The 18,595-nt window shown below is 70.1% G+C and carries 18 protein-coding genes; 8 read left to right on the top strand and 10 right to left on the bottom strand.

Annotation, left to right across the window (positions count from 1 at the left end):
- Window positions 1–150 precede the first annotated feature (150 nt).
- Window positions 151–750, bottom strand: coding sequence for an LURP-one-related family protein (locus tag LzC2_RS14215; protein ID WP_171188124.1), 600 nt, complete (start codon window positions 748–750; stop codon window positions 151–153).
- A 173-nt stretch (window positions 751–923) separates the two neighbouring features.
- On the opposite strand from LzC2_RS14215, the gene LzC2_RS14210 reads away from it, so the two are divergent.
- Window positions 924–1,544 (top strand): DUF456 domain-containing protein, encoded by a 621-nt coding sequence (locus LzC2_RS14210; RefSeq protein WP_171188122.1) that lies wholly within the window; start codon window positions 924–926, stop codon window positions 1,542–1,544.
- A 63-nt stretch (window positions 1,545–1,607) separates the two neighbouring features.
- On the opposite strand, the gene LzC2_RS14205 is transcribed toward LzC2_RS14210, so the two are convergent.
- On the bottom strand, window positions 1,608–2,654 hold the full coding sequence (locus LzC2_RS14205; RefSeq protein WP_171188120.1) for a YheT family hydrolase: 1,047 nt from the start codon (window positions 2,652–2,654) through the stop codon (window positions 1,608–1,610).
- Window positions 2,655–2,693: 39 nt separating this feature from the next.
- Window positions 2,694–4,760 (bottom strand): NADPH-dependent assimilatory sulfite reductase hemoprotein subunit, encoded by a 2,067-nt coding sequence (locus LzC2_RS14200; protein ID WP_171188118.1) that lies wholly within the window; start codon window positions 4,758–4,760, stop codon window positions 2,694–2,696.
- 126 nt (window positions 4,761–4,886) lie between these two features.
- Here LzC2_RS14200 and folD point away from each other — a divergent pair, with 126 nt between their 5' ends.
- From folD to LzC2_RS14185, 3 genes are all read left to right on the top strand, one after another.
- Window positions 4,887–5,768 carry a bifunctional methylenetetrahydrofolate dehydrogenase/methenyltetrahydrofolate cyclohydrolase FolD gene (gene folD / locus LzC2_RS14195; RefSeq protein ID WP_171188116.1) on the top strand — a complete coding sequence of 294 codons (882 nt, stop codon included), beginning with the start codon at window positions 4,887–4,889 and terminating at the stop codon, window positions 5,766–5,768.
- 211 nt (window positions 5,769–5,979) lie between these two features.
- Window positions 5,980–7,143, top strand: a complete 1,164-nt coding sequence (dprA, locus tag LzC2_RS14190; protein ID WP_171188114.1) for a DNA-processing protein DprA — start codon at window positions 5,980–5,982, stop codon at window positions 7,141–7,143.
- Window positions 7,144–7,312: 169 nt separating this feature from the next.
- Window positions 7,313–8,926, top strand: a complete 1,614-nt coding sequence (locus LzC2_RS14185; RefSeq protein WP_171188111.1) for a hypothetical protein — start codon at window positions 7,313–7,315, stop codon at window positions 8,924–8,926.
- Between the two features lie 147 nt (window positions 8,927–9,073).
- Here the strand turns inward: LzC2_RS14185 and LzC2_RS14180 are convergent, their stop codons facing one another.
- Entirely contained in the window at window positions 9,074–9,634 is a 561-nt protein-coding gene (locus LzC2_RS14180) for a DUF309 domain-containing protein (RefSeq protein WP_171188109.1), read from the bottom strand.
- Window positions 9,635–10,010: 376 nt separating this feature from the next.
- Between LzC2_RS14180 and LzC2_RS14175 the strand changes: the two genes are divergently transcribed.
- From LzC2_RS14175 to LzC2_RS14165, 3 genes are read left to right on the top strand one after another with little or no spacing between them, the layout of a single operon-like run.
- The gene (locus LzC2_RS14175) at window positions 10,011–10,736 is read left to right on the top strand and encodes a MotA/TolQ/ExbB proton channel family protein (protein WP_171188107.1); all 726 of its coding nucleotides are present in this window, start codon (window positions 10,011–10,013) and stop codon (window positions 10,734–10,736) included.
- Entirely contained in the window at window positions 10,733–11,644 is a 912-nt protein-coding gene (locus tag LzC2_RS14170) for a coiled-coil domain-containing protein (protein ID WP_171188105.1), read from the top strand. Before LzC2_RS14175 ends, LzC2_RS14170 begins: the two co-directional genes overlap by 4 nt.
- Entirely contained in the window at window positions 11,641–12,219 is a 579-nt protein-coding gene (locus LzC2_RS14165) for a hypothetical protein (protein ID WP_171188102.1), read from the top strand. Before LzC2_RS14170 ends, LzC2_RS14165 begins: the two co-directional genes overlap by 4 nt.
- Window positions 12,220–12,243: 24 nt before the next feature.
- Here LzC2_RS14165 and LzC2_RS14160 read toward each other — a convergent pair whose 3' ends face one another.
- The 3 genes from LzC2_RS14160 to LzC2_RS14150 all read right to left on the bottom strand — a co-directional run bounded on the left by LzC2_RS14160 (window position 12,244) and on the right by LzC2_RS14150 (window position 15,244).
- The gene (locus LzC2_RS14160; RefSeq protein WP_171188100.1) at window positions 12,244–13,263 is read right to left on the bottom strand and encodes a GNAT family N-acetyltransferase; all 1,020 of its coding nucleotides are present in this window, start codon (window positions 13,261–13,263) and stop codon (window positions 12,244–12,246) included.
- 84 nt (window positions 13,264–13,347) lie between these two features.
- A complete protein-coding gene (locus LzC2_RS14155; protein ID WP_171188098.1) occupies window positions 13,348–14,319 on the bottom strand; it encodes a transketolase family protein in 972 nt (323 codons plus the stop codon).
- Between the two features lie 76 nt (window positions 14,320–14,395).
- The gene (locus LzC2_RS14150) at window positions 14,396–15,244 is read right to left on the bottom strand and encodes a transketolase (protein ID WP_315854674.1); all 849 of its coding nucleotides are present in this window, start codon (window positions 15,242–15,244) and stop codon (window positions 14,396–14,398) included.
- Between the two features lie 119 nt (window positions 15,245–15,363).
- Between LzC2_RS14150 and LzC2_RS14145 the strand changes: the two genes are divergently transcribed.
- Window positions 15,364–15,840 (top strand): hypothetical protein, encoded by a 477-nt coding sequence (locus LzC2_RS14145; RefSeq protein WP_171188094.1) that lies wholly within the window; start codon window positions 15,364–15,366, stop codon window positions 15,838–15,840.
- Here LzC2_RS14145 and LzC2_RS14140 read toward each other — a convergent pair.
- Genes LzC2_RS14140 through uppS form a run of 3 tightly spaced genes read right to left on the bottom strand, consistent with a single transcriptional unit; the run spans window position 15,837 to window position 18,497 of the window.
- Window positions 15,837–16,625 (bottom strand): hypothetical protein, encoded by a 789-nt coding sequence (locus LzC2_RS14140; RefSeq protein ID WP_171188092.1) that lies wholly within the window; start codon window positions 16,623–16,625, stop codon window positions 15,837–15,839. The two genes, LzC2_RS14145 and LzC2_RS14140, sit on opposite strands and share 4 nt — an antisense overlap.
- A 52-nt stretch (window positions 16,626–16,677) precedes the next feature.
- Window positions 16,678–17,655: a phosphatidate cytidylyltransferase gene (locus LzC2_RS22860; protein WP_171188090.1), complete on the bottom strand. Its 978-nt coding sequence runs from the start codon at window positions 17,653–17,655 to the stop codon at window positions 16,678–16,680.
- Window positions 17,652–18,497 carry a polyprenyl diphosphate synthase gene (gene uppS, locus LzC2_RS14130; protein ID WP_171188089.1) on the bottom strand — a complete coding sequence of 282 codons (846 nt, stop codon included), beginning with the start codon at window positions 18,495–18,497 and terminating at the stop codon, window positions 17,652–17,654. Before uppS ends, LzC2_RS22860 begins: the two co-directional genes overlap by 4 nt.
- Between the last annotated feature and the right edge of the window lie 98 nt (window positions 18,498–18,595).

The following is an 18,595-nucleotide window of genomic DNA, read 5'->3' as shown; positions in this document are numbered from 1 at the left end:
GGCCGGGGGTGAGGGGGCGGGAACCGCTCGATCGCCGTTCATCGTCCCGCCGCTCGTCCGTCGTTCATGCGGCGAATGTAAGCGGGTGAGGGTTCGCCACCCTCACCCCCGGCCCCTCTCCCTCGAGGGAGAGGGGAGAATGAGGAGCCGTCATCCCTGTTTGCCCTCGATCGCCACCAGCAGGATGCCGGCGGCCAGCGGGACGAAGGGGTGCAGCGGGTTGCCGCCGTGCACGTCGACCTTCAGCTTGTGCACGAAGGGATTGAAGTTGGTCGAGTAGTTCGCGATCGGCGCCCCGCCGCCGTCCGGCGTGAGGGTGAACTTCTGCGGGAAGATCCAGCCGTAGTCGGTCAACCGGCGGACCGTCGCCATCAGGGCGCTGTCCTCCTGGATCTGACCGACCGACGCCTCGTTCGCGTCCAGCACCTCCCAGCTGTCGCGGAACATGCTCTTCAGACCCTTGCGACGTAGCGTGCCGATCGCTTCGCCGGTGCGGCTGTCGGTCACGTCGTAGGCCGCGGAGAAGTCGATCACGCTGCGGGCGGCGATCTTCAGCCACTCCTCCTCCATCGACTCGTCACGATAGATGCGGATGTCCTCCTTCAGCTTGAACGCCTTCTGCTTGCTGAAGCCGACGAGGTTCCCCTCCGCATCGTAGATGTGGAACTTCGCCCCCAGCAGGGTGAATACCTTCCGACGGATGGTGTACTCGACGGCGTCGGTGGCCGCGGGATCGGTCGCGTCGGACATTCGGTCGATGTCGGAGGTGGGATGTCGGAGGGCGGATGTGAAAGGATGGGGGGGCGATCGGCGATTCGCAATCGGATCGGTTCCGCTGCGAGAGCAGAGACCAGGCCAAGCACGACCGCGGCCCGGCGAATCCCCGTTGCATCCGCCATCCCTTTCCCCAATCCAACATCCGAATGGACCCCTTCTGGTTCTACATCTGCCTGGCGATCCCGATGGTGCTGACGGCGGCGGCCTGCTGGGTGGCCACGCTGTTCACCCTGCCGGGGAACTGGGCGATTCTGGCGATCGCCGCGGCGTGGGCGTACCTCATGCCCAAGGGGGAATACGGCCTGGGCTTCGCCTGGGGCACGGTCGCTGTGCTGGGGGCGCTGGTGGCGCTGGGGGAACTGGTGGAGTTCGCCGCCGGCGCCGCGGGGGCGAAGAAGGAGGGCGGCAGCCGACGCGGGATGGCGTTGTCGATCCTCGGGGCGATGATCGGCAGCATGACCGGCGCCGCGGTCGGCGTGCCGGTGCCGCTGGTCGGCCCGTTGATCGGCGCGGTGGGCGGCGGGGCCGCGGGCGCCTTCGTCGGGGCGTACCTCGGCGAGACCTGGAAGGGCAAAGGCAGTTCGGAGGCGATTCAGGTCAGCAAGGGCGCCCTGATCGGCCGTTTGCTGGGCACCGGCGGCAAGCTCGCCTGCGGCGCCGTGATGGTCGTGATCCTGGCCGTGATGACCTTCCTCCCCAGCGAGGTCGAAACGCCGCTGGACGACGCCGTGCCCAGCCCCGCGAACCCCGTGCGGGCGATCGGGTAGGGTCCGCTGTGCGGACCGATTCGCGCGCACGGCGATCGCTCGGAACGGTCCGCAAAGCGGACCCTACGCCTTCTCCGCCAGCGCGATCACGCAGCGGGAGTGGTACGACGGGCCGCTCTCGCAGATGAACCCCGTGTGTCCGCCGGTCGGCGTGTGCTTGCGCACCAGATGCGGATGCGCGTCCCAGTCGAACTGCTCATAGGTCTCCAGCGGGACGAACGGGTCGTCGTCGGCGACCAGCAGCAGCGTGGGAACCTGGATCTTTTCGAGCCGATGCCCGGCGGAGTCTTCGCGGTAGTAGTCTTCCACGTCGTCGAACCCCCGCCGCGGGGCGGTGAAGGTCGCGTCGAACTCCCAGACCGTCGACGCCGCGTCCACCGCCGCCAGTTCCTCCTCGCTCACCCCGCTGGGGCTGAGATGGATCTGATCACGCATCTTCTTCAGCAGGTACGCCTCATAGACGTGGTTCCGCGTGCGTTTGAGGCGCCGGGAGCACTCCGCGAGATCCAGCGGGGCGGAGACCGTCACCGCGGCCCGCACGCCCTCCAGCACCGGCGGATCGGTCGTGGCGAGCGCCTTCAACAGGATCGATCCGCCCAGGCTGAACCCGCACAGGATCACGCCGGACTCGAACAGATCCCGCTCCGTCTCCTCTTCCAAGTAGGTCAGCAACGCCCGCACGTCGCCGGTGCGGCCGGGGTGCAGGTACTCGCTGCACGTTTCATGGCTGCGGCCGGCGCCGCGGAAGTTCAGCGGCACGACCCGCAACCCGGCGCCCAGCAGATCCGACAGGCAAGCCCGCACGTAGGCGCTCTCCGCGTTCCCGCCCAGTCCGTGCAGCAACACGATCAACGGGCGGCCCGGACGCTCCTGATCGGGCAGGAACAGGTCGGCCGCGAGCCGGTCGCCGCTGTCGTCGGATGTCGGAATGTCCAGCTGAGCCGAGGAGCCGCCGTCCTCCGCTCGATCGGCGACGGGGCTGAGCAGCGGGATCTCCCCGAAGACCTGCGCCGCCCCCGTGTGCAGATGGCCGGCGCCCGGTATCCCCGCCCACTTCGCCGGATACGGCGGAAGGTCGTCGTCGGCGAAGCGGATCGGGTCGGTCTTCATGTCCAAGCGTAGCGCGCCGCATGCGGACCGCGGATGGATTCAAACTCCCGCGACCTCCGCCGACGGCGTCACGGCGAACCGCTTCTCCGCGGCGGCGAGCGTTTTCTGCAAGCGGCCGTTGGTGTTGCGGCCGCGGCCCTCCTCGACCGCGGACTTCAACTGCTCCGCGGAGAGGTCGTCGGCGAAGCGGTCGATCAGATCGGCGAGTTGGTCGTCGGTCAGCGTGTCGATCTCGCCGCCGAGGGTGTCCGATTCGCCCTGCAACTCCGCGGCGTAACGCTTGAGGTCCTTCTCGCCGACGCGGGCGCAGAAATCGCCGAACGTTTCGCCGCCCGGTTGCCCCACGTCGCGGCCGGCCTGCTTGAAGTAGGCGAGGGCGGGGGAGACGACCTCCGCGATCTTGTCCAGCGCCACCATGTCTTCGTAGAGGAACGCCATCCGCGTGCCGTCCACGCGACCGCCGAGGTACAGCGTGTATTTGTTCCGGGCCTTGCCGACGAGGCCGATGTCCGGCGTGTACGGCCGGGCGCAGCCGTTCGGGCAGCCAGTCATGTGGATGCTGATCCGCTCCGCGCTCAGACCGTACTGAGCGACGCGGCTTTCGATGTCCTGAATGACCTGGCCGATCACGCGTTCGCTTTCCGTCACCGCCAGCCCGCAGGTCGGCAGGGCGACGCAGGCCATGCTGTTGCGACGCATCAGGGACAGCTCTTCCGCCGGCTGGCACTTGTGCTTGCGGAGGATCGCGCCGACCGCGGCCTTCTGATCCTCACGGAAGTCGCACAGCACGATGCCCACCAGCGGGGTGATGCGCACGTCGCTGCCGTATTCGGTCAGCAGTTCCCGCAGGCACGACTTCCATTGACCGCCCCCATGCGGATCGTCCGGCGCGAAGTCCGCGATGCGGCCGTCAGGGACCGGCAGGCCGAGATACCACTTCCCGTCGCCCTGCTCACGCCAACCGAGGTGGTCGTCCACGTCGGTGACGTCGGCGGCGTGCGGCGGGTCCAGCTTGCGACCGAGATCCGCTTCGACCTGTTCGCGGAACCAATCCAGTCCGCGGTCGTGCACCAGATACTTCAACCGGGCCCGTTTGCGGTTCTGGCGCTCGCCGTGGTCCCGCTGCACGCGCACGACCGCCGCCGCGACCGCGAGCACGTCCTCGGGCGTCACGAACGCCATCCGATCGCCCAGGCGGGGGAAGGTGTCCTTCTTCGCCGGCGTCATGCCCATCCCCCCGCCGACCAGCACGTTGTACCCGGCGAGCTTGTCCGGGTCGTTCTCGTCGCGGACCGCGAGGAAGCCGAGATCCTGGCTGTACACGTCCACGCAGTTGTCCTCCGGCAGGGCGAAGCCCACCTTGAACTTCCGCGGCAGATAGACCGTGCCGTACAGCGGTTCGACGGCGTCGTTGTTCGTGTCCCGATCCGCCCCGGGGATCTCGGGCAGATCGTTCATCGGGTGATGGGCGGTGACGTCCAGCTTCTCCCCCTCGGGATCGTTCGCGTCGCGCAGCCAGATGTTGTAGTAGCTGGACGTCCGCGGACGCAGCAGCTTGGCGATGCGCTCGGCGTCCTGCTGCATGGCGTGACGAACCGGGTCGGCGCTCGGCTCCGGGCAGCACATCGTGTTGCGGCCCACGTCGCCGCAGGCGGCGAAGGTGGACAGCTTGATGCGGTTGATCTCCCGGATCGTCTCCCGGATGTTCGACTTCAACACGCCGTGGACCTGCAAGCCCTGCCGGCTGGTCGCCCGCACGGTGCCGTTGCCGTGCTTCTCGGACAGGTCGATCTCCGCGAGCAACTGCTCCGCCGTCAGCCGGCCGCCGGGCACGCCGGTGCGGACCATCATCATGTACCAGCGGCCGTCCTCCGCATTGGCGATCGCTTTGTCCTTGCGGACGTCGCGGTCGTCCTGCTGATAGGACCCGTGATGCTTGAGCAGTTGGAGGGCGTCCGCGGTGAACTTGGCGCTGTCGTTGGCCAACTCCGTCGGCAGCGTCCCCTGCAGGTGTTCGCTGCCCCGCTTGAGGTGTTCCAATTCGCTGACGGCCGGGCCGGCGTCGGCCTGCTCGCCCTGATGCTGTTGCGGGGTGTCGTCGGCCATATCTGTTCGTCGTAACGCGGAGGCTCCGCGGAGCCTCCGCGTTACCGGGTCGGTTGGGGTGAGTTTTCGGTCGCGCATCGTAAGACTCGGCCCGGACTTCGCCCACCGGAACATTCGACGCGCCTGATGCCTGCCACCCTCATCGACGGCAAAGCGGTCGCCGCCGCCTACCGCGACCGGGTGCAAACCGACGTCGCCGCCTTCACCCAGCGAACCGGCGTGACGCCGCACCTCGCCGCGGTGGTGGTCGGCGAGAACCCGGCCAGCGCCGTCTACGTCCGCAACAAGCAGCGGGCCTGTGAGAAGGCCGGCATCGGCTCCAGCCTGCACACGCTGCCCGCGACGGCCTCGCAGAGCGACCTGCTGACCTGCGTGCACGGTCTGAACGACGACCCGACCGTCCACGGGATTCTCGTCCAGCTCCCCCTGCCGGAGCAGATCGACGAACGAGCCGTGCTCGATGCGGTCGCCCCGCTGAAGGACGTGGACTGCTTTCACCCGGAGAACGTCGGCTTGCTCTCGCAGGCTCGCCCGCGGTTCGCCCCCTGTACGCCCGCCGGGGTGATGGAACTGCTGAGCGCCGCCGGAGTCGAGACGAGCGGCAAACGAGCCGTGGTGCTGGGCCGCAGCGAAATCGTGGGCAAGCCGATGGCGATGCTGCTGCTGGCCCGCGGGGCCGATGCCACGGTGACGGTCTGCCATAGTCGCACCGCGGATCTCGCCGCGGTCTGCCGGGAGGCCGACGTGCTCGTCGCTGCGATCGGCCGGGCGAAGTTTCTCACCGCCGACATGGTCAAGCCCGGCACCGCGGTGATCGACGTGGGCATCAACCGCTTGCCCGAAGAAGAAGGCGGCGGCTTGGCCGGGGACGTGGACTTCGACGCGGTCCGCGAAGTCGCCGGTTCGCTCACCCCCGTGCCCGGCGGCGTGGGACCGATGACCGTCGCCGTGCTGCTGCGCAACACCCTGACGGCGGCCGAGTTGCAGACGGCAGGCGAACCGGGGTGACCGACGAGTTCCCCCCCGCATCGCTGTCGCTCCCCTCGCCCCCCTTTTGGGGGAGAGGGGTTAGGGGTGAGGGGGGTTCGGCGCCCGTCCGCCGCTCAGGCTGCCGCCGCTCTCCGGCGCCAGCTTGGCAGTCAATGAGAAAGCGGGAGCGGGTGAACAGCCCGCTCACCCTCACCCCCGGCCCCTCTCCCACAAGGGAGAGGGGAGCACGATGACGGACTCGTCCACGGAACTCCTTGCCGCGGTTCGGCTGAATCTCACCCCCGGCGTCGGTCCCCGCACGGCAGAGGTGCTGTGCGGGACGTTCGGCTCTCCCGCCGCGGTCTTCGCGGCGCCCGACGACCAGTTGCGGCGCGTCAGCGGCATCGGGGCGAAGGTGGTCGGGGCGCTCCGCCGGACCTCTGAGCGAACCGCCGAGGAGGAACTCCGCCGGGCCGCCGATGCCGGGGTGACGGTGCTGCACCTCGGCGGACCCGGCTATCCGCCGCTGCTGGCGGAGATTCCCACTGCCCCCCGAGTGCTGTACGTCCGCGGCACGTTGCTGCCCGGTGACGCCGCGGCGATCGGGATGGTCGGTTCGCGTCGCTGTTCGAGTTACGGCACCCGGACCGCCGGTTCGCTGGCCCGATCGCTGGCGCGGGCGGGGCTGACGGTGGTCAGCGGGATGGCGCTGGGCATCGACGCCGCCGCCCACCGCGGCGCCCTCGAAGCCGGCGGACGGACTCTGGCGGTCACCGCGACGGGCATGGACACCGTCTACCCGCCCCAACATCGCGATCTGGCCGAGGAGATCGCCGCGCAGGGAGCGATCGTCACGGAGTTCCCCATGGGCCAGGCGCCCACCCGCGGCCTGTTTCCGCAGAGGAATCGGGTGATCGCCGGGCTGTCGCTGGGCACGATTCTGGTCGAAGCCGGCCGCAAGAGCGGGGCGCTGCACACCGTTCGGCACGCCCTCGAACAGAATCGGGAGGTGTTCGCCGTCCCCGGTCGGATCGACGACGGCTGCGACGGCTGCCTCGACGCGCTCCGCGACGGCGCCACGCTGATCCGCGACGCCGACGACGTCCTCGCGGACCTCGGCAGCGAGTGGAAACGCCCGGCGCCCACCCCGCAACTCTTTCCGACTCCCGAATCGGGAGACAGCCGGGAGTCGGCAGCGGCGGCGGAGCCGTTGAGGGAGGCGCCCCGGAGTCTGTCGGAGGTCGAAGCGGCGGTCTTCGCCGCGGTGCCCGCCGACGCGGTGAGCGTGGAGACGGTGATGGAATCGGACGCGGCGGCACAGTTCGGCCCGGGCAAGGTGCTCGCGGCTCTCACCACACTGGAGATGAAGCGGGTCGTTCGCCGGTTGCCGGGCAATCGGTTGGAGCGGGCGTGACTCACTGACTAACCCGAAGCGTCAGCGAGGGCTGTCCGCGCAGCGGACGCGGGCGAAGGACGCATCCCTCGCTGACGCTTCGGGTTGGTGGGCCGAGGGAACTGGCGTTCCCAAGCGCCGGGCCGTCGAACTAAGGAGGCGGTTCCGTCGTTCCTCCGGGATTCGCCCGATGCACTGGCCGCCCGCCGATTCGCCCGCCGATTCGTTCCCCCCGTCGACCGATCCGGTCGGCGAGGAACGCTCCGCCGGGGCGCCCGCGTTCGCAGAACCCGCCCCGGCGACGGCCTACGAGGCGACGTCCACGTTCGCTTCGCCGTTCGCCGCCGCGAGCGAGAGTCCCTGGCCGAACCGCTTCATCTGGACCGCCGCGGCCGCGGCGGCGGTGTGCGGTGGGGTGTGGTTCGCGGGGGGCTGGGAGGTCCGTTTGGACGATCCGCCGGCCGGCGCCCTCGCCGACGGCGCCGCGAGCGATGTGTTCGAGGAGAACTGGAACGACGACGACTGGCCGGAGAACGTCGACGCCGAGGCGGAATCGGATCTCTCGGCGTTGTGGGGCGAGGAGCCGCCGCCGCCCGCCGCCGCCGACGATGCGACCGGCGCCGAGGCCTTCGACATGTTGGCGGCGTCCTCCACGACGGGGTCGCTGGATGACGTGTCGCTCACCCCGCCCGAAACGCCGCCGCCCTCCGAACCCACGGGCGCGCTCGCCGGCGGAGACATCTGGGGCGATGCGGAACCGGCCGCGACCCCGATGATGCCGCAGCCTTCGCAGGCCGCGAGCGAACCGGCCGGGGGCGTGTTCGCCGCGACCGCCCCGCCGATGGCGGCGCCGTCCACTGAACCGTCCTCCCCCGGGTCGCCGGTGCGGTCCGCGGAGGTCCCAACGATTCCGTCCGCCACCGCGGGGACGGGCAATGAGACGAAGTCCGATCCGTTTCGCGAGCCCGTCGATCCCTTCGGCGAAGACGCCGCGGCCTCCGGACCGTCGGTCGCGTCGCCCTCTCCGGCGCCGGCCGTGGACCCGACCGTCGCCGACGATCCGTTCGCCGGCGCCGTGACTCCCGCCAGCGCGGCCTCGTCGATGTCCGCCGACGCCGGTGTGCGGACCGCCGACGCCGCGGATTCCACCGCGCGGAACCCGATCGAACCGACCCCGGCGGACATCACGGACGACCTGCTCGGCGAGATCGACAAGGCGATTGCGGCCGGCGAAGTCCTGCTGGCGCACACGGAACTGTCCCGGCTGTGGTGGGACGAACCGGACAACCGCTCCGTCGTCCGCGGACGATTGGACGGCACCGCGCGGCAAATCTACTTCGACGCGACCTCCCACTTCATGACGCCCCGCACCGTCGCCGCCGGCGAAACGCTGGCGGACGTCGCCGCGGATCTTTCTCTGCCGGAGATGTATCTGGCGCGGGTCAATCGCGTGGCCCCGGCGGCGGTCGCCGCGGGGGACGAGCTGAAGGTGATCCGCGGCCCGTTCGGCGCCGCGCTGGATCTTTCCGGCGGCGACACGCTGACGCTGCACGCCCACGGCTACTACGTGCGGGCCTTCCCCTCGCAGTCCTCCGAGGTCACGCCGGGCGAGTACATCGTCGCCGCGAAAGCCAAGAGCGACGGCGGCACGCGCATCCTGTGCACCGGCCCGGGCGGCGAAATGCTCGAACTGCGGAGCGGCACGGCGCCCGCCGGTCGGCCGGCGGTCTCCCTGAAGGCCGGCGACCTCGATCAGATCTTCGACCTGCTGACCAAGGGCAGCGTGCTGAGCGTGCGGCCGTAGTTCGACCTGCGGGTTCGTTCGATGAGAAGTCAGCGAGCCGGGGGGCTTGTCCCCTCGGACCGGGCTCCTCAAGCGGCCGATTCGCTACGCTCACCGGACCGGGGGGATGAACCCCCGGCTCGCAGCGACCTCTCCTGACAGCGAACGTCAGCCCAGCGGCGGCGTTTCCGGGGTGAGGACGAACGGGAACACCCGCAGCGGCTCGCCCACGGGCAGTTCCCGCTTGTAGGACAGTTGGGCGGCCCGGTCCGCGGCGAACTGCAACGTCGTCAGTTCCAAGCCGCAGTAATGATCCTCGCCGCACTCCGCGGCGACGTCCGCGAACACCTCGCCGGCGCTGGCGGCGTGGCGGCGGACGCCGTGCACGCTCTGCTCACGCACCTTCAAACCGGCGGCGGCCATCTTCACCAGCCCCTTGAGGAACCGGCCGACGAGGGCTTCGGGGTTCGAGACGCGGGCCAGACGCTCCCATTCGTCGTGGGCTTCCCAGTAGAAGCCGAAGTTGAAATGGTCCAGCGCCAGCAGGTACGCCGGGCTTTCGTTCCAACGCTCCGCGATCAACGGTTTGGGCGTGCGGCCTTTCTTGCCGTGACTATGCCCCTTGGGATCCCGGAACGGGTGCGGCAAGCCCTGACCGGTGGTATAGGTGTACGCCGGCAGTTCCACGTTGGGGAGCAGGCGGGGGATCTCGGTCGTGGCGGTGCGCATCAGGGGGAAGGTCCGGCAGGCGGGATAAGGCAGGCAGGGCGGCGCCGAAGGACGAACGCGAGACGCGAACGACGGGGCACAGCGATCAGGGGGCCGGCGTTCCACACCGGCGTCGATCCGTTTCGCGACGCGAAAACCAAATCGAGAGCACGTCCCACCGCTCCTCGGTGGACCGCCGCCGTTCCTGTCGATCGGGGGAGGGGGTCGGGAACCTCCCCGCGCGGCCGACATTGACCGGGGCGGCTCGACAGAGTAACGACCGATTCCGAGATTCCCGTATGTATTCGCCCCCCGTCGGGCGGATTCTAAAGAATCCGCGTACTCCGGCGGGTTCGGTCTTCCGCAACGTTCGTTCGCCCCCCCCGCCCCGTCCGTCGTGAACGATCTGCTTGCACAGCTTTCGGGACTCAGTACGACCGTGATCGCGGTCGCCTGCGGAGTCCATCTCTTCGCCTTCTGGGCGCTGGCCATGTGGAGCGGGGGCAGCCTGCGGAAGCTGGCCTCCACCCTCGATTCGTTCACGCGGGGCTTGAAGCACCGCAGCGTGGTCGGCTCCTCGAAGGCGCTGCCGGACCAAATCGCCGCGTTCCTCGCCGACGTGGGCGACGTGCTGGACGCCCCCGCCGGCGACCCCGTCGCCGACGCCGACCGGGCGGCGCTGAAAGAACGAATCTCCACGCTCGACGAGTCCCGCCGGTACCTGCCGGGCCTCAGCTTTGAAGCGGCCGCCGTCACGGCCCGCACGATGGTCGAGGCGTACCCGCTGCTGGGCGTGCTGGGCACGATCCTGGCGATCGGGGCGTCGCTCCAGGGCGACGGCAGCGGCGCCGAAGTCACCGTGGGAGCGATCGTCACCCGCTTCGGCGACGCGATCTGGAGCACCTTCGCCGGGCTGGCCGCCGCGATCCTGCTGATGTTCGTCGCCAGCCTGCTCGAAGCCCGCTTCACGCGACTGGTCGAGTTGCGGAAGGACGTCCGCGGCGCCGTGGCCCGGGCCAAAAGGGAACTGGCGATCGCGGCGACCGCTTCAGGCAACGGCGAGTCCTCCGCGAACCGCGGCGCCAACGGCGTCCGTCGCACCTCGGTCGGGGCGGGGACATGACCGGCCTGCGGATGCGGTTCCAGCTCACGCCGTTGCTGGACCTGTTGCTGATCGTGGTCTTCGCCCAGTTCCTCGAAGGGAAGCAGGCGGACGAGACCCGCGACGCCAAGGCCGAGGTGCAGATCGAAACGAAGCTCGAAGCGTTGGACGAGGAACGAGCCGAGCTGACTGAACTGCGGGAGACCCTCGCGGAAGAGAACGTCCGGTTGGAGGCCGAACGGAACCGGGCCGTCGAACTGGCCCGCTCCGCGGTGCAAACCGCCCGCGACATGGAGGCGGCGACGAATCGCTCCGCGGATCTCCTCACCGAACTGCTGGACGTCCCCGAAGCGATCGCCGCCCAGATGCGGCCCGAACCGCGCAGCGACGCCGCCGAGGATCTCCAGACCGCCCGCGAGCGGATCGCCCAGCTCCGCGATCAACAGGGGTTCGAGGTGCTGCGGTTCCTCGCGGGGTACGAGGAGCTGTTGAAGCGGGCGGAGGTCTGGACGCTGCACGTCCGCGGCGGCGGGTTCGTCGCGCTGTCGACCGGCAGCAGCGTCGAGCTGCTGCGACTCGAGCAGACCGGGCAACGGGAACGGGCGGAGGAGTTCGTCCGCAAGCTGTTCGCCGCCACGAAGATTCTGCCGCAGCCGAAGGGGCTGGTGGTGATTCTGGTGTCGTTCGATCGCACCGCCCGGGCCGGCGTCTATCAGCCGGTGTTGGACGGCTTGGGCGAAGCGGTTCGACGACTGGAACTCGATCAGGGCGGCCGGACTCAGTACGAGTTCGCCGTGCTGGGCGCCGCCCCGGAGCCGACCGCGACCCGGGAGACCCCCGAGTCCGCCGCGCGGCCCGAGCCGCCCGCCGAAGGTGATACAATTCCCGCACCCGCATCGCCCGAACCGAACGAAGGCCCGTCCCCGTGAGAAAACGCACCGCCGCCACCGGCGCCGGAGCCGCCGGCCTCGTCGCCCTCGGCCTGATGTACCTGCCGGACTGGGATTTCGGATCGCTCGGCGTGCCCTCGGGCGGCGGGACCGACGTCACGGAGATGACGCTCGATCCCACCAGCCCCGAAGCCGCGGAAGAGGTCGAACCGGCGCCGGCCTTCGAGGGCGGGGTCACCCCGGAGATGGTCGAGGCCGGCGAGGTCGGCCCCGAGGAAGTGACGGGCACGCGGGTCGATTCGTCAGAGACGGAAGGCGCCCCGCTGGCCGTCGTGGACGTGCTGGTGAACGGCGGGGAGTACCTCGTCACGCAGCGGTTCGCCTCGGACGGGCTGCCGATCCGCAAGGGCATGTCCCTCAGCGCCGTGCTCAATCTGGCGTCGCAGGCGCCCGGCGCAGAGGACGGGGTGAAGGTCCGCGTCTCTCGCACGCCGGACGCCATCGCCGGCGCCGCCACCGACCTGATGGACAACCTCCGCAACGCCGGGCTCGAGGAGGACGAGATCGATTACCGCCAACGCCTGGTCGAAGACTGGGACGGCGCCGCTCCCTGATCGCTCTCGATCAATCCCGGTCGATCAGGAGGGCGACGTCCCCGCTTCGTCCCGCACGAACCGCGTCCCGTGGTCGACCGGGGCGAAGCCGATGCGGGACAGCATCGCGAGGGTCGATTCGTCCTCGGCGTCGGCGTGGATTTCGAGCAGGTCGACCGCTTCCTCGCGGAGCCGACGGGTCGTTTCCAGAATCAAGGCGTGCAGGTGGTGCGGGCCGCCGCCGGGGCCGGGCGTGAGATCCCGCAGACCGACCGCCCGGCGGTTCCAGGACGGCCCGTAGAGATCCAGCCCGACCAGCGTCACGCCCGCGGTTGCCGGGTCGCTCGCCGCGGCATTTCGCGGGGCGAGTTCGAATCGCAGGGTATCCAGGCGGCCGTAGCGGGTTCCCCACCAGCGGTCCGTTTGCGCCGGCGGCGCGGTCCGCAGCGCCGCATGTCGGCGGGCGGCGAGCACCTGAAACCCGGCTCGATCCCGCACGTCGGTCGCCCGGTGCAAAATCGCCGTGCGGTCCCGCGGTTGGAATCCGCAAGCCTCCATCAACGGCTGTGCTGCCGGGTCGCTGTCGAGGAACCCCGCCGGCTCGCATCCGCCGTACAGGCCGACGAGAAACGGCGATTCGCCCGGACCGCCGCCGGCGACGATCCGCGTCGCCCCGCGGGTTTGCAGCGACTTGATCGCCGCCTCCATCAGCCGCCGTCCCGTCCCGCGGCCGCGGACGTCCGGGTGGACCAGCACGGCGTCGATCACGCCGGTTCGCTCGGCGGTCTGCGGATCGCCCGACGCCCCCGGGGGCGACGGCGCGAGGCTGGCCAGCGAGAAGCCCAGCACGCGACTGCCGCGGCTCGGCTCGGCTCCGCCCGGCTCGCTCCCTTCGACAGCGACGGTCAGGCAGCGGGCGTCGAAGTGCTGCTGGGCGAGCACGAGGTGGTCGAACACGTCGACCGTCAACGCTTGCACGGCTCCTCGCCCTAGTCCGACGGCGTTCCACAGGCGAACGAGCGCCGGCGGATCGCCGTTACGGAAGGGGCGGAGGGTGAGAGGCAAAGCGGGAGCTGGGCAAAACCCATGCAGCGGGCAGGGGCGACGAACGGCTCGCGGACGTCGCGACCCTCCGCCGCGAGGAACCGTTCAGCCGCGGAGCGAACGAACGGCGTCGGCGATCTTCTCGGCGGTCAGGCCGTACTTCTCGAGCAGCCCGGCGGGGTCGCCGCTCTCGCCGTAGCGGTCGCCGACGTTCACGAAGCCCATCCGCGTGGGGACGGTGGCGGAGAGGAACTGGGCGACCCGGGAGCCGAGTCCGCCCTGGGCGAGGTGTTCTTCGGCGACGACGATGCCGCCGGTCTCGGAGGCGGCGTCGGTCAGGGCCTGCTCGTCCAGCGGGCTGACGGTGTGCATGTCGATGACGCGGCAGTCGACGCCCTCTTTGGCGAGGGCCTCGGCGGCGTCGAGGGCCATTGCGACCATCATGCCGTTGGCGACGATCGTGTAGTCGCTGCCTTCCCGCAGGCGGATCGACTTGCCGATTTCGAACTCGGCGCCTTCCTCATAGATGACCGGGGCCTTGGGCCGACCGAGCCGCAGGTAGACGGGGCCGTCGTGCTCCAGCATCGCCTTGGTGGCGGCCCGGGTCTGCTGACCGTCGGAGGTGACGATCACGGCGACGCCGGGCAGGCTGCACGCCAGGCCGACGTCCTCGATGCCCATCTGGGAGGCGCCGTCTTCGCCGATGGAAATCCCGGCGTGGGTGCCGACCAGCTTGACGTTCTGCTTCGGGTAGGCGACGGCCATCCGAATCTGGTCGAAGGCGTTGTTCAGCAGGAAGCAGGCGAAGGAGGCGGTGACCGCGGTCTTGCCCATGCTGGCGAGGCCGCCGGCGACGCCGACCATGTTGGCCTCCGCGATGCCGACGTTGTAGGCGCGATCCGGGTACTTCTTGGCGAACCACTCCGTGCGGGTGGAGTTGCCCACGTCGCCGTCGACCACAACGACGTCCGGGAATTCGGCGCCGAGCGCCTCGAGGGCGCGGCCGAAGGCGTCGCGGGTGGCGTCGCCCATCGGGCGGGTGGTGGAAACGGAGCGGTCGTCGGTCGCGGAGGCCATTGGGCGAAGTGCGGGGGAAAAGCTGTGCGGGGAGGTGAACTGATAACGCAGAGGCTCTGCAGAGCCTCTGCGTTACTCACGCCTTGGCGAGGTATTCGAGGGCTTCCTTCGCCTTGTCCGCGGGCAGCGGCTGGCCGTGCATGTTGGTGTCGCCCCACTTCTCCATCAGGGGCACGATGCCGGCGCCCTTCTTCGTGTGGGAGACGATGCAGGTCGGCCGGCCGGTCTCGGCTTTGGCGGCCTTGAGGGCCTCCATCACCTCGTCCATGTCGTTGCCTTGGATCTCCAGCGTGTGCCAGCCGAAGGCTTCGCACTTCTTGGCCAGCGGGCCCATATCCAGCACCGCATCGGTGGCGCCGGTCTGCTGGTAGCCGTTCACGTCGATGATCGCGACGAGGTTCCCGCAGTTGTATTTGTCCGCGGCGGCCATCGCCTCCCAGACCTGTCCCTCGTCGACTTCGCCGTCGCCCATCAGCACGTAGACGTGATTGTCCTTGCCGTCGGCCTTCATGCCCAGCGCCATGCCCAGACCGATCGAAAGGCCCTGACCCAGCGAGCCGGTCGAGGCTTCCATCCCCGGCAGCTTGGCGGCGTTGGGGTGACCCTCGAACGGGCTGTTCAGCTTGCGGAGCGTCATGATCTGCTCCTCGGTGAAGTAGCCGCGCTCGCAGAGGGCGGCGTACAGCACGGGGACGGCGTGTCCCTTGGAGAGGATGAACCGATCGCGGTCGGCGTCGCGCGGAGCTTCCGGGTCGAGCTTCAGGAACCCGCCGAAGTGCAGGGCGGCGACCACTTCCGTCGCCGACAGGCTGCTGGAGGGATGTCCGCTGCCGGCCTCGGTCGTGATCTTGATGATCAGTTCCCGAATCCGCTTGGCTTTGGCCTTCAGGCCGTCGGAGTCGAGGGAAACGGCTTCGAGGGCCACGGGCGCAAGCTCGGTTCGGGGAGAGGGCGGCGGAGCCGCAAGATCGACGGGGCGCGAGACAGACCTCGCGCGGCGGTATGCTAGAAGCGCTCCGCCGACCCCGCAACGAACCGCCCGCTTTGCCTCGTCCCGACCCGGCTTCCCCTCACTCGGCATCCCCCGACTCGGCTTCCCCAGGTTCGGCGTTCACCGACGACGACCTCGCCGCGTATCTGCGGGAGCAGTTGCCGGTCGAACGCAGTTCCGAAATCGAGCAGGCCCTCCGGGACGACCAGAGTTCCGGCGGGCAGGGGCTGCGTCGCCGGTTGGCCCTGGTTGCCGCGGGGGCCGACGAGGGACGCAGCGTCGGCGCGATCTGGCGCGAGGCCCGGCTGAGTTGCCCCAGCCGCGACGACCTCGGCGCCCTGCTGCTGGGGGCGTTGGACGTCGAGACCGAACGCTATGCCCTCTTCCACATCCGCGAAGTCGGCTGCCGCGTCTGCGCCGCGAACCTGGCGGACCTGGAAGAAGCGGCGTCGAAGAACCCGGACGTCGCCCAGCGGAGAAAGCGGGTCTTCCAGAGTTCCGCGGGACATCTCGGGGGCGCTGGCGGTTAGCGACTCTCTTCCAGCACGCGGCGGTACTTCGCCGGCATCGGGGCGAACGCGGCAGCGTATCCGTCGGCCAAAGGCAGTTCGACGTACTGCTTGCGGGTGAGGAACAGCGGCATCGTCGGCGGGCGGGCGCCGACCGCGAGCGGTTCCACAAAGGTCGTCGTCGCGGCGCCCGCGGCCCGGTAGGCGGCGCAGGTCAGCGGTTCGCCCGCCGGCGGGTCGTACTGTCCGCCGAACCGACCCACGACCGCCCCGTGCATCCCCGTCGGCAGCAGCGGCGTCGTCGGGAAGAGGTCGATCAGCAGCACATGCACTCCGCCGCGGATCGCCGCGACGACCTTGTCGCAGAAAGACTCGATCTTCCCGGCCCCGTCGCGGTTGCCGGGGGAAACCAGTTCGATCAGCGCCACGACCCGATCGTCCGACCCGTGCCGCACGGAGATCTGCCGGGGCAGCGGCCCCGCGCCGATCGGCGCCGTCAGTCGCACGTTCGGCGGCCGATCCAGCAACGCCGCGCCTCCGCCGCCGGGCGGCGCACCGCCGACGTCGTGCAACGCAAGGAGGTCCGCTTCGAACCGTCGCGGCTCGTCGTCCTCGTCCGACCCATCGTCCCCCTCCTCCACGGTGAAGCCGCCTTGCGGCTCCGCGAGCGAGTAATACGGTTCCGGCAGTAGGCCGCCGTTCAATTCCTTATTGATCTCGGCGATCCACTGGACGTGGAAATTGTGCCAGATCCCGGCGTCGACGCGGGTCCAGTCGTGGAGAGCGGCGGGGGCGGTCTCTGCCATATCGCTCAGGATACCGGCTTGGCGCCCGTGGCGGGGATCGTTTCCGCGGCGCTCAGCAGGGCGGCCAGACGGTCCACAGCAGCACGGCGACCGGGCCGGCGATGAGGAGGGAATCAAGTACGTCGAGGACCCCGCCCATCCCGGGGAGCAGGGCGCCGGCGTCCTTCACGCCGGCGTCGCGCTTCAGCACGCTTTCGACCAGATCGCCGAACAGCCCGCTCAGCCCCACCGCGGCGCCGAAGACCACGGCCCGCACCCAGTGCACCTCGCCTCGGCCGAACCAGTCCCCGGCGAGCCACAGCCACAGCGTCGTTCCCGCGGCCGCCCAGACCAGCGCCCCCACGGCGCCAGCCCATGTCTTGCCGGGCGAGACCCGCGGGATCAGCTTGCGTTTGCCCAGCAATCGCCCGGTGAAATAGGCGCCGGTGTCGCCGCACTTCGCCGCGGCGATCAGGCTGCCGATCGCCAGATAGCCCGCCGCGCCGGTTCCCCCCGACGGGCTGCCGACCCATCGCAGTTGCGCCGTGACCGCCAGCAAGCCGCCGATGTAGGTCAGGGCGAAGATCTCCGAGGCCAGCCCCGGCCCGTGGCCGCCGGGTTTGTCGAACCGCAGCACCCGGCGCACCGCCGCCAGCAGCACGCCCGCGGCGAGGCCGATCGTCACCCCGCCGAGGCTCGTCAGGGCATCGGTCGGCGGCAGCTCCGGCGGCGCGGCGCGGACCAGCCAGTGCGGAACCCACGCCCCCAGCAGGGCGAGCGTCACCCCGGTCCCCGCGATCAGCAGCGACGGCCGGGCCGCTTCCGGGTCGGCCCAGTAGTCGGCGGGGGTGTCCGCTTCGTCGCCCGGCTCCGGCGCCGGCGGAGCGGCGGGCGGGGGGAACAACTTCGTCAGCTCCGCCGCGGCCAGCCAGCCGACCGCCAGCAGGGCGAGGAACAGCGCCGGCGCCGGCGGCCCCAGCGTGTGGTCCAGCCAGCAGAGCCCCAGGAATCCGGGGATCAGCACCGCCGCGGAGATCAGCCGTCCGGTCACGCCTTCGCCCCGTCGTCGCCCGCTCCGTCGTTGATCCCCGCGTCGTCAACAGTCTCCGGGGGCGGCGGGTCGTTCAGACCGCCGAAGCGCCGGTCGCGACTGGCGAAGGCCCGCAGGGCGTTGCGCAGGTCGGTCACGCCGAAGGCGGGCCAGGGTTTGTCGCTGACGTACAGCTCCGCATAGCTGATCTGCCAGAGCAGAAAGTTCGACACGCGGTACTCGCCGGCGGTGCGCAGCACGAGGTCTGGGTCCGGCCAACCGGCGGTGTCGAGGCGGGCGGCGACGGCGTCTTCAGTCACGTCGTTCGGGGAGAGCCCGCCGGCGGCGACTTCGTCCGCGATTCGCCGCGCCGCCCGCGCGATTTCGTCCCGACTGCCGTAATCGAGCGCCAAACAGAGCCGCATCCCGCGGTTCTCCTTCGCCAGTTCGATCGTGCGATCGACCTCCGCCATCACATCCGCGGGCAGGCCGTCGCGGCGGCCGATCGTCTCGAACCGCAGGTCGTGCCGCGTCACGTTGGGACGCTGTTCGACGGCGTACCGCTTCAGCAGAGACATCAGGAACTGGAACTCCGCGGCGGGCCGCTTCCAGTTCTCCCGACTGAAGCAGTACAGCGTGAGCTGTTCGATCCCCAGCTTCGCGCATTCCTCGACGATGCGATCCGCGGTCTCGGCGCCGGCGGCGTGGCCTTCGTGCCGCGGCCGGCCCTGATCGACCGCCCAGCGGCCGTTCCCGTCCATGATTGCCGCCACATGGACCGGCAGCCGGTCCCGCCGCAGCCCGAACCCGGCGAGGTCCGCGTCGGTGTACGGTTCGGCGGTGCGGGGAGCGGGGGCGGACATACGAACCGGAGTGTGCCCGTGCGAGCGAGGCGCGGCAAACCGGCGGCGTATGAGCGCCCCCTCTCCCCCTTTTTGGGGCAGAGGGGCTGGGGGTGAGG

Origin of the sequence: Alienimonas chondri, assembly GCF_013036045.1 — a bacterium.
Classification (GTDB): domain Bacteria; phylum Planctomycetota; class Planctomycetia; order Planctomycetales; family Planctomycetaceae; genus Alienimonas; species Alienimonas chondri.
This window is presented reverse-complemented; position numbering and strand designations above follow the sequence as displayed.

What these genes read in the sequence shown, in the direction of transcription:
- LzC2_RS14215 (WP_171188124.1), bottom strand. Translation starts at nt 750, where the DNA reads ATGTCCGACGCGACCGATCCCGCGGCCACCGACGCCGTCGAGTACACC.
- dprA (WP_171188114.1), top strand. Translation starts at nt 5,980, where the DNA reads ATGACGGACTCGTCCACGGAACTCCTTGCCGCGGTTCGGCTGAATCTC.
- LzC2_RS14200 (WP_171188118.1), bottom strand. Translation starts at nt 4,760, where the DNA reads ATGGCCGACGACACCCCGCAACAGCATCAGGGCGAGCAGGCCGACGCC.
- LzC2_RS14185 (WP_171188111.1), top strand. Translation starts at nt 7,313, where the DNA reads ATGCACTGGCCGCCCGCCGATTCGCCCGCCGATTCGTTCCCCCCGTCG.
- LzC2_RS14170 (WP_171188105.1), top strand. Translation starts at nt 10,733, where the DNA reads ATGACCGGCCTGCGGATGCGGTTCCAGCTCACGCCGTTGCTGGACCTG.
- uppS (WP_171188089.1), bottom strand. Translation starts at nt 18,497, where the DNA reads ATGTCCGCCCCCGCTCCCCGCACCGCCGAACCGTACACCGACGCGGAC.
- LzC2_RS14180 (WP_171188109.1), bottom strand. Translation starts at nt 9,634, where the DNA reads ATGCGCACCGCCACGACCGAGATCCCCCGCCTGCTCCCCAACGTGGAA.
- LzC2_RS14155 (WP_171188098.1), bottom strand. Translation starts at nt 14,319, where the DNA reads ATGGCCTCCGCGACCGACGACCGCTCCGTTTCCACCACCCGCCCGATG.
- folD (WP_171188116.1), top strand. Translation starts at nt 4,887, where the DNA reads ATGCCTGCCACCCTCATCGACGGCAAAGCGGTCGCCGCCGCCTACCGC.
- LzC2_RS14140 (WP_171188092.1), bottom strand. Translation starts at nt 16,625, where the DNA reads ATGGCAGAGACCGCCCCCGCCGCTCTCCACGACTGGACCCGCGTCGAC.
- LzC2_RS14210 (WP_171188122.1), top strand. Translation starts at nt 924, where the DNA reads ATGGACCCCTTCTGGTTCTACATCTGCCTGGCGATCCCGATGGTGCTG.
- LzC2_RS14205 (WP_171188120.1), bottom strand. Translation starts at nt 2,654, where the DNA reads ATGAAGACCGACCCGATCCGCTTCGCCGACGACGACCTTCCGCCGTAT.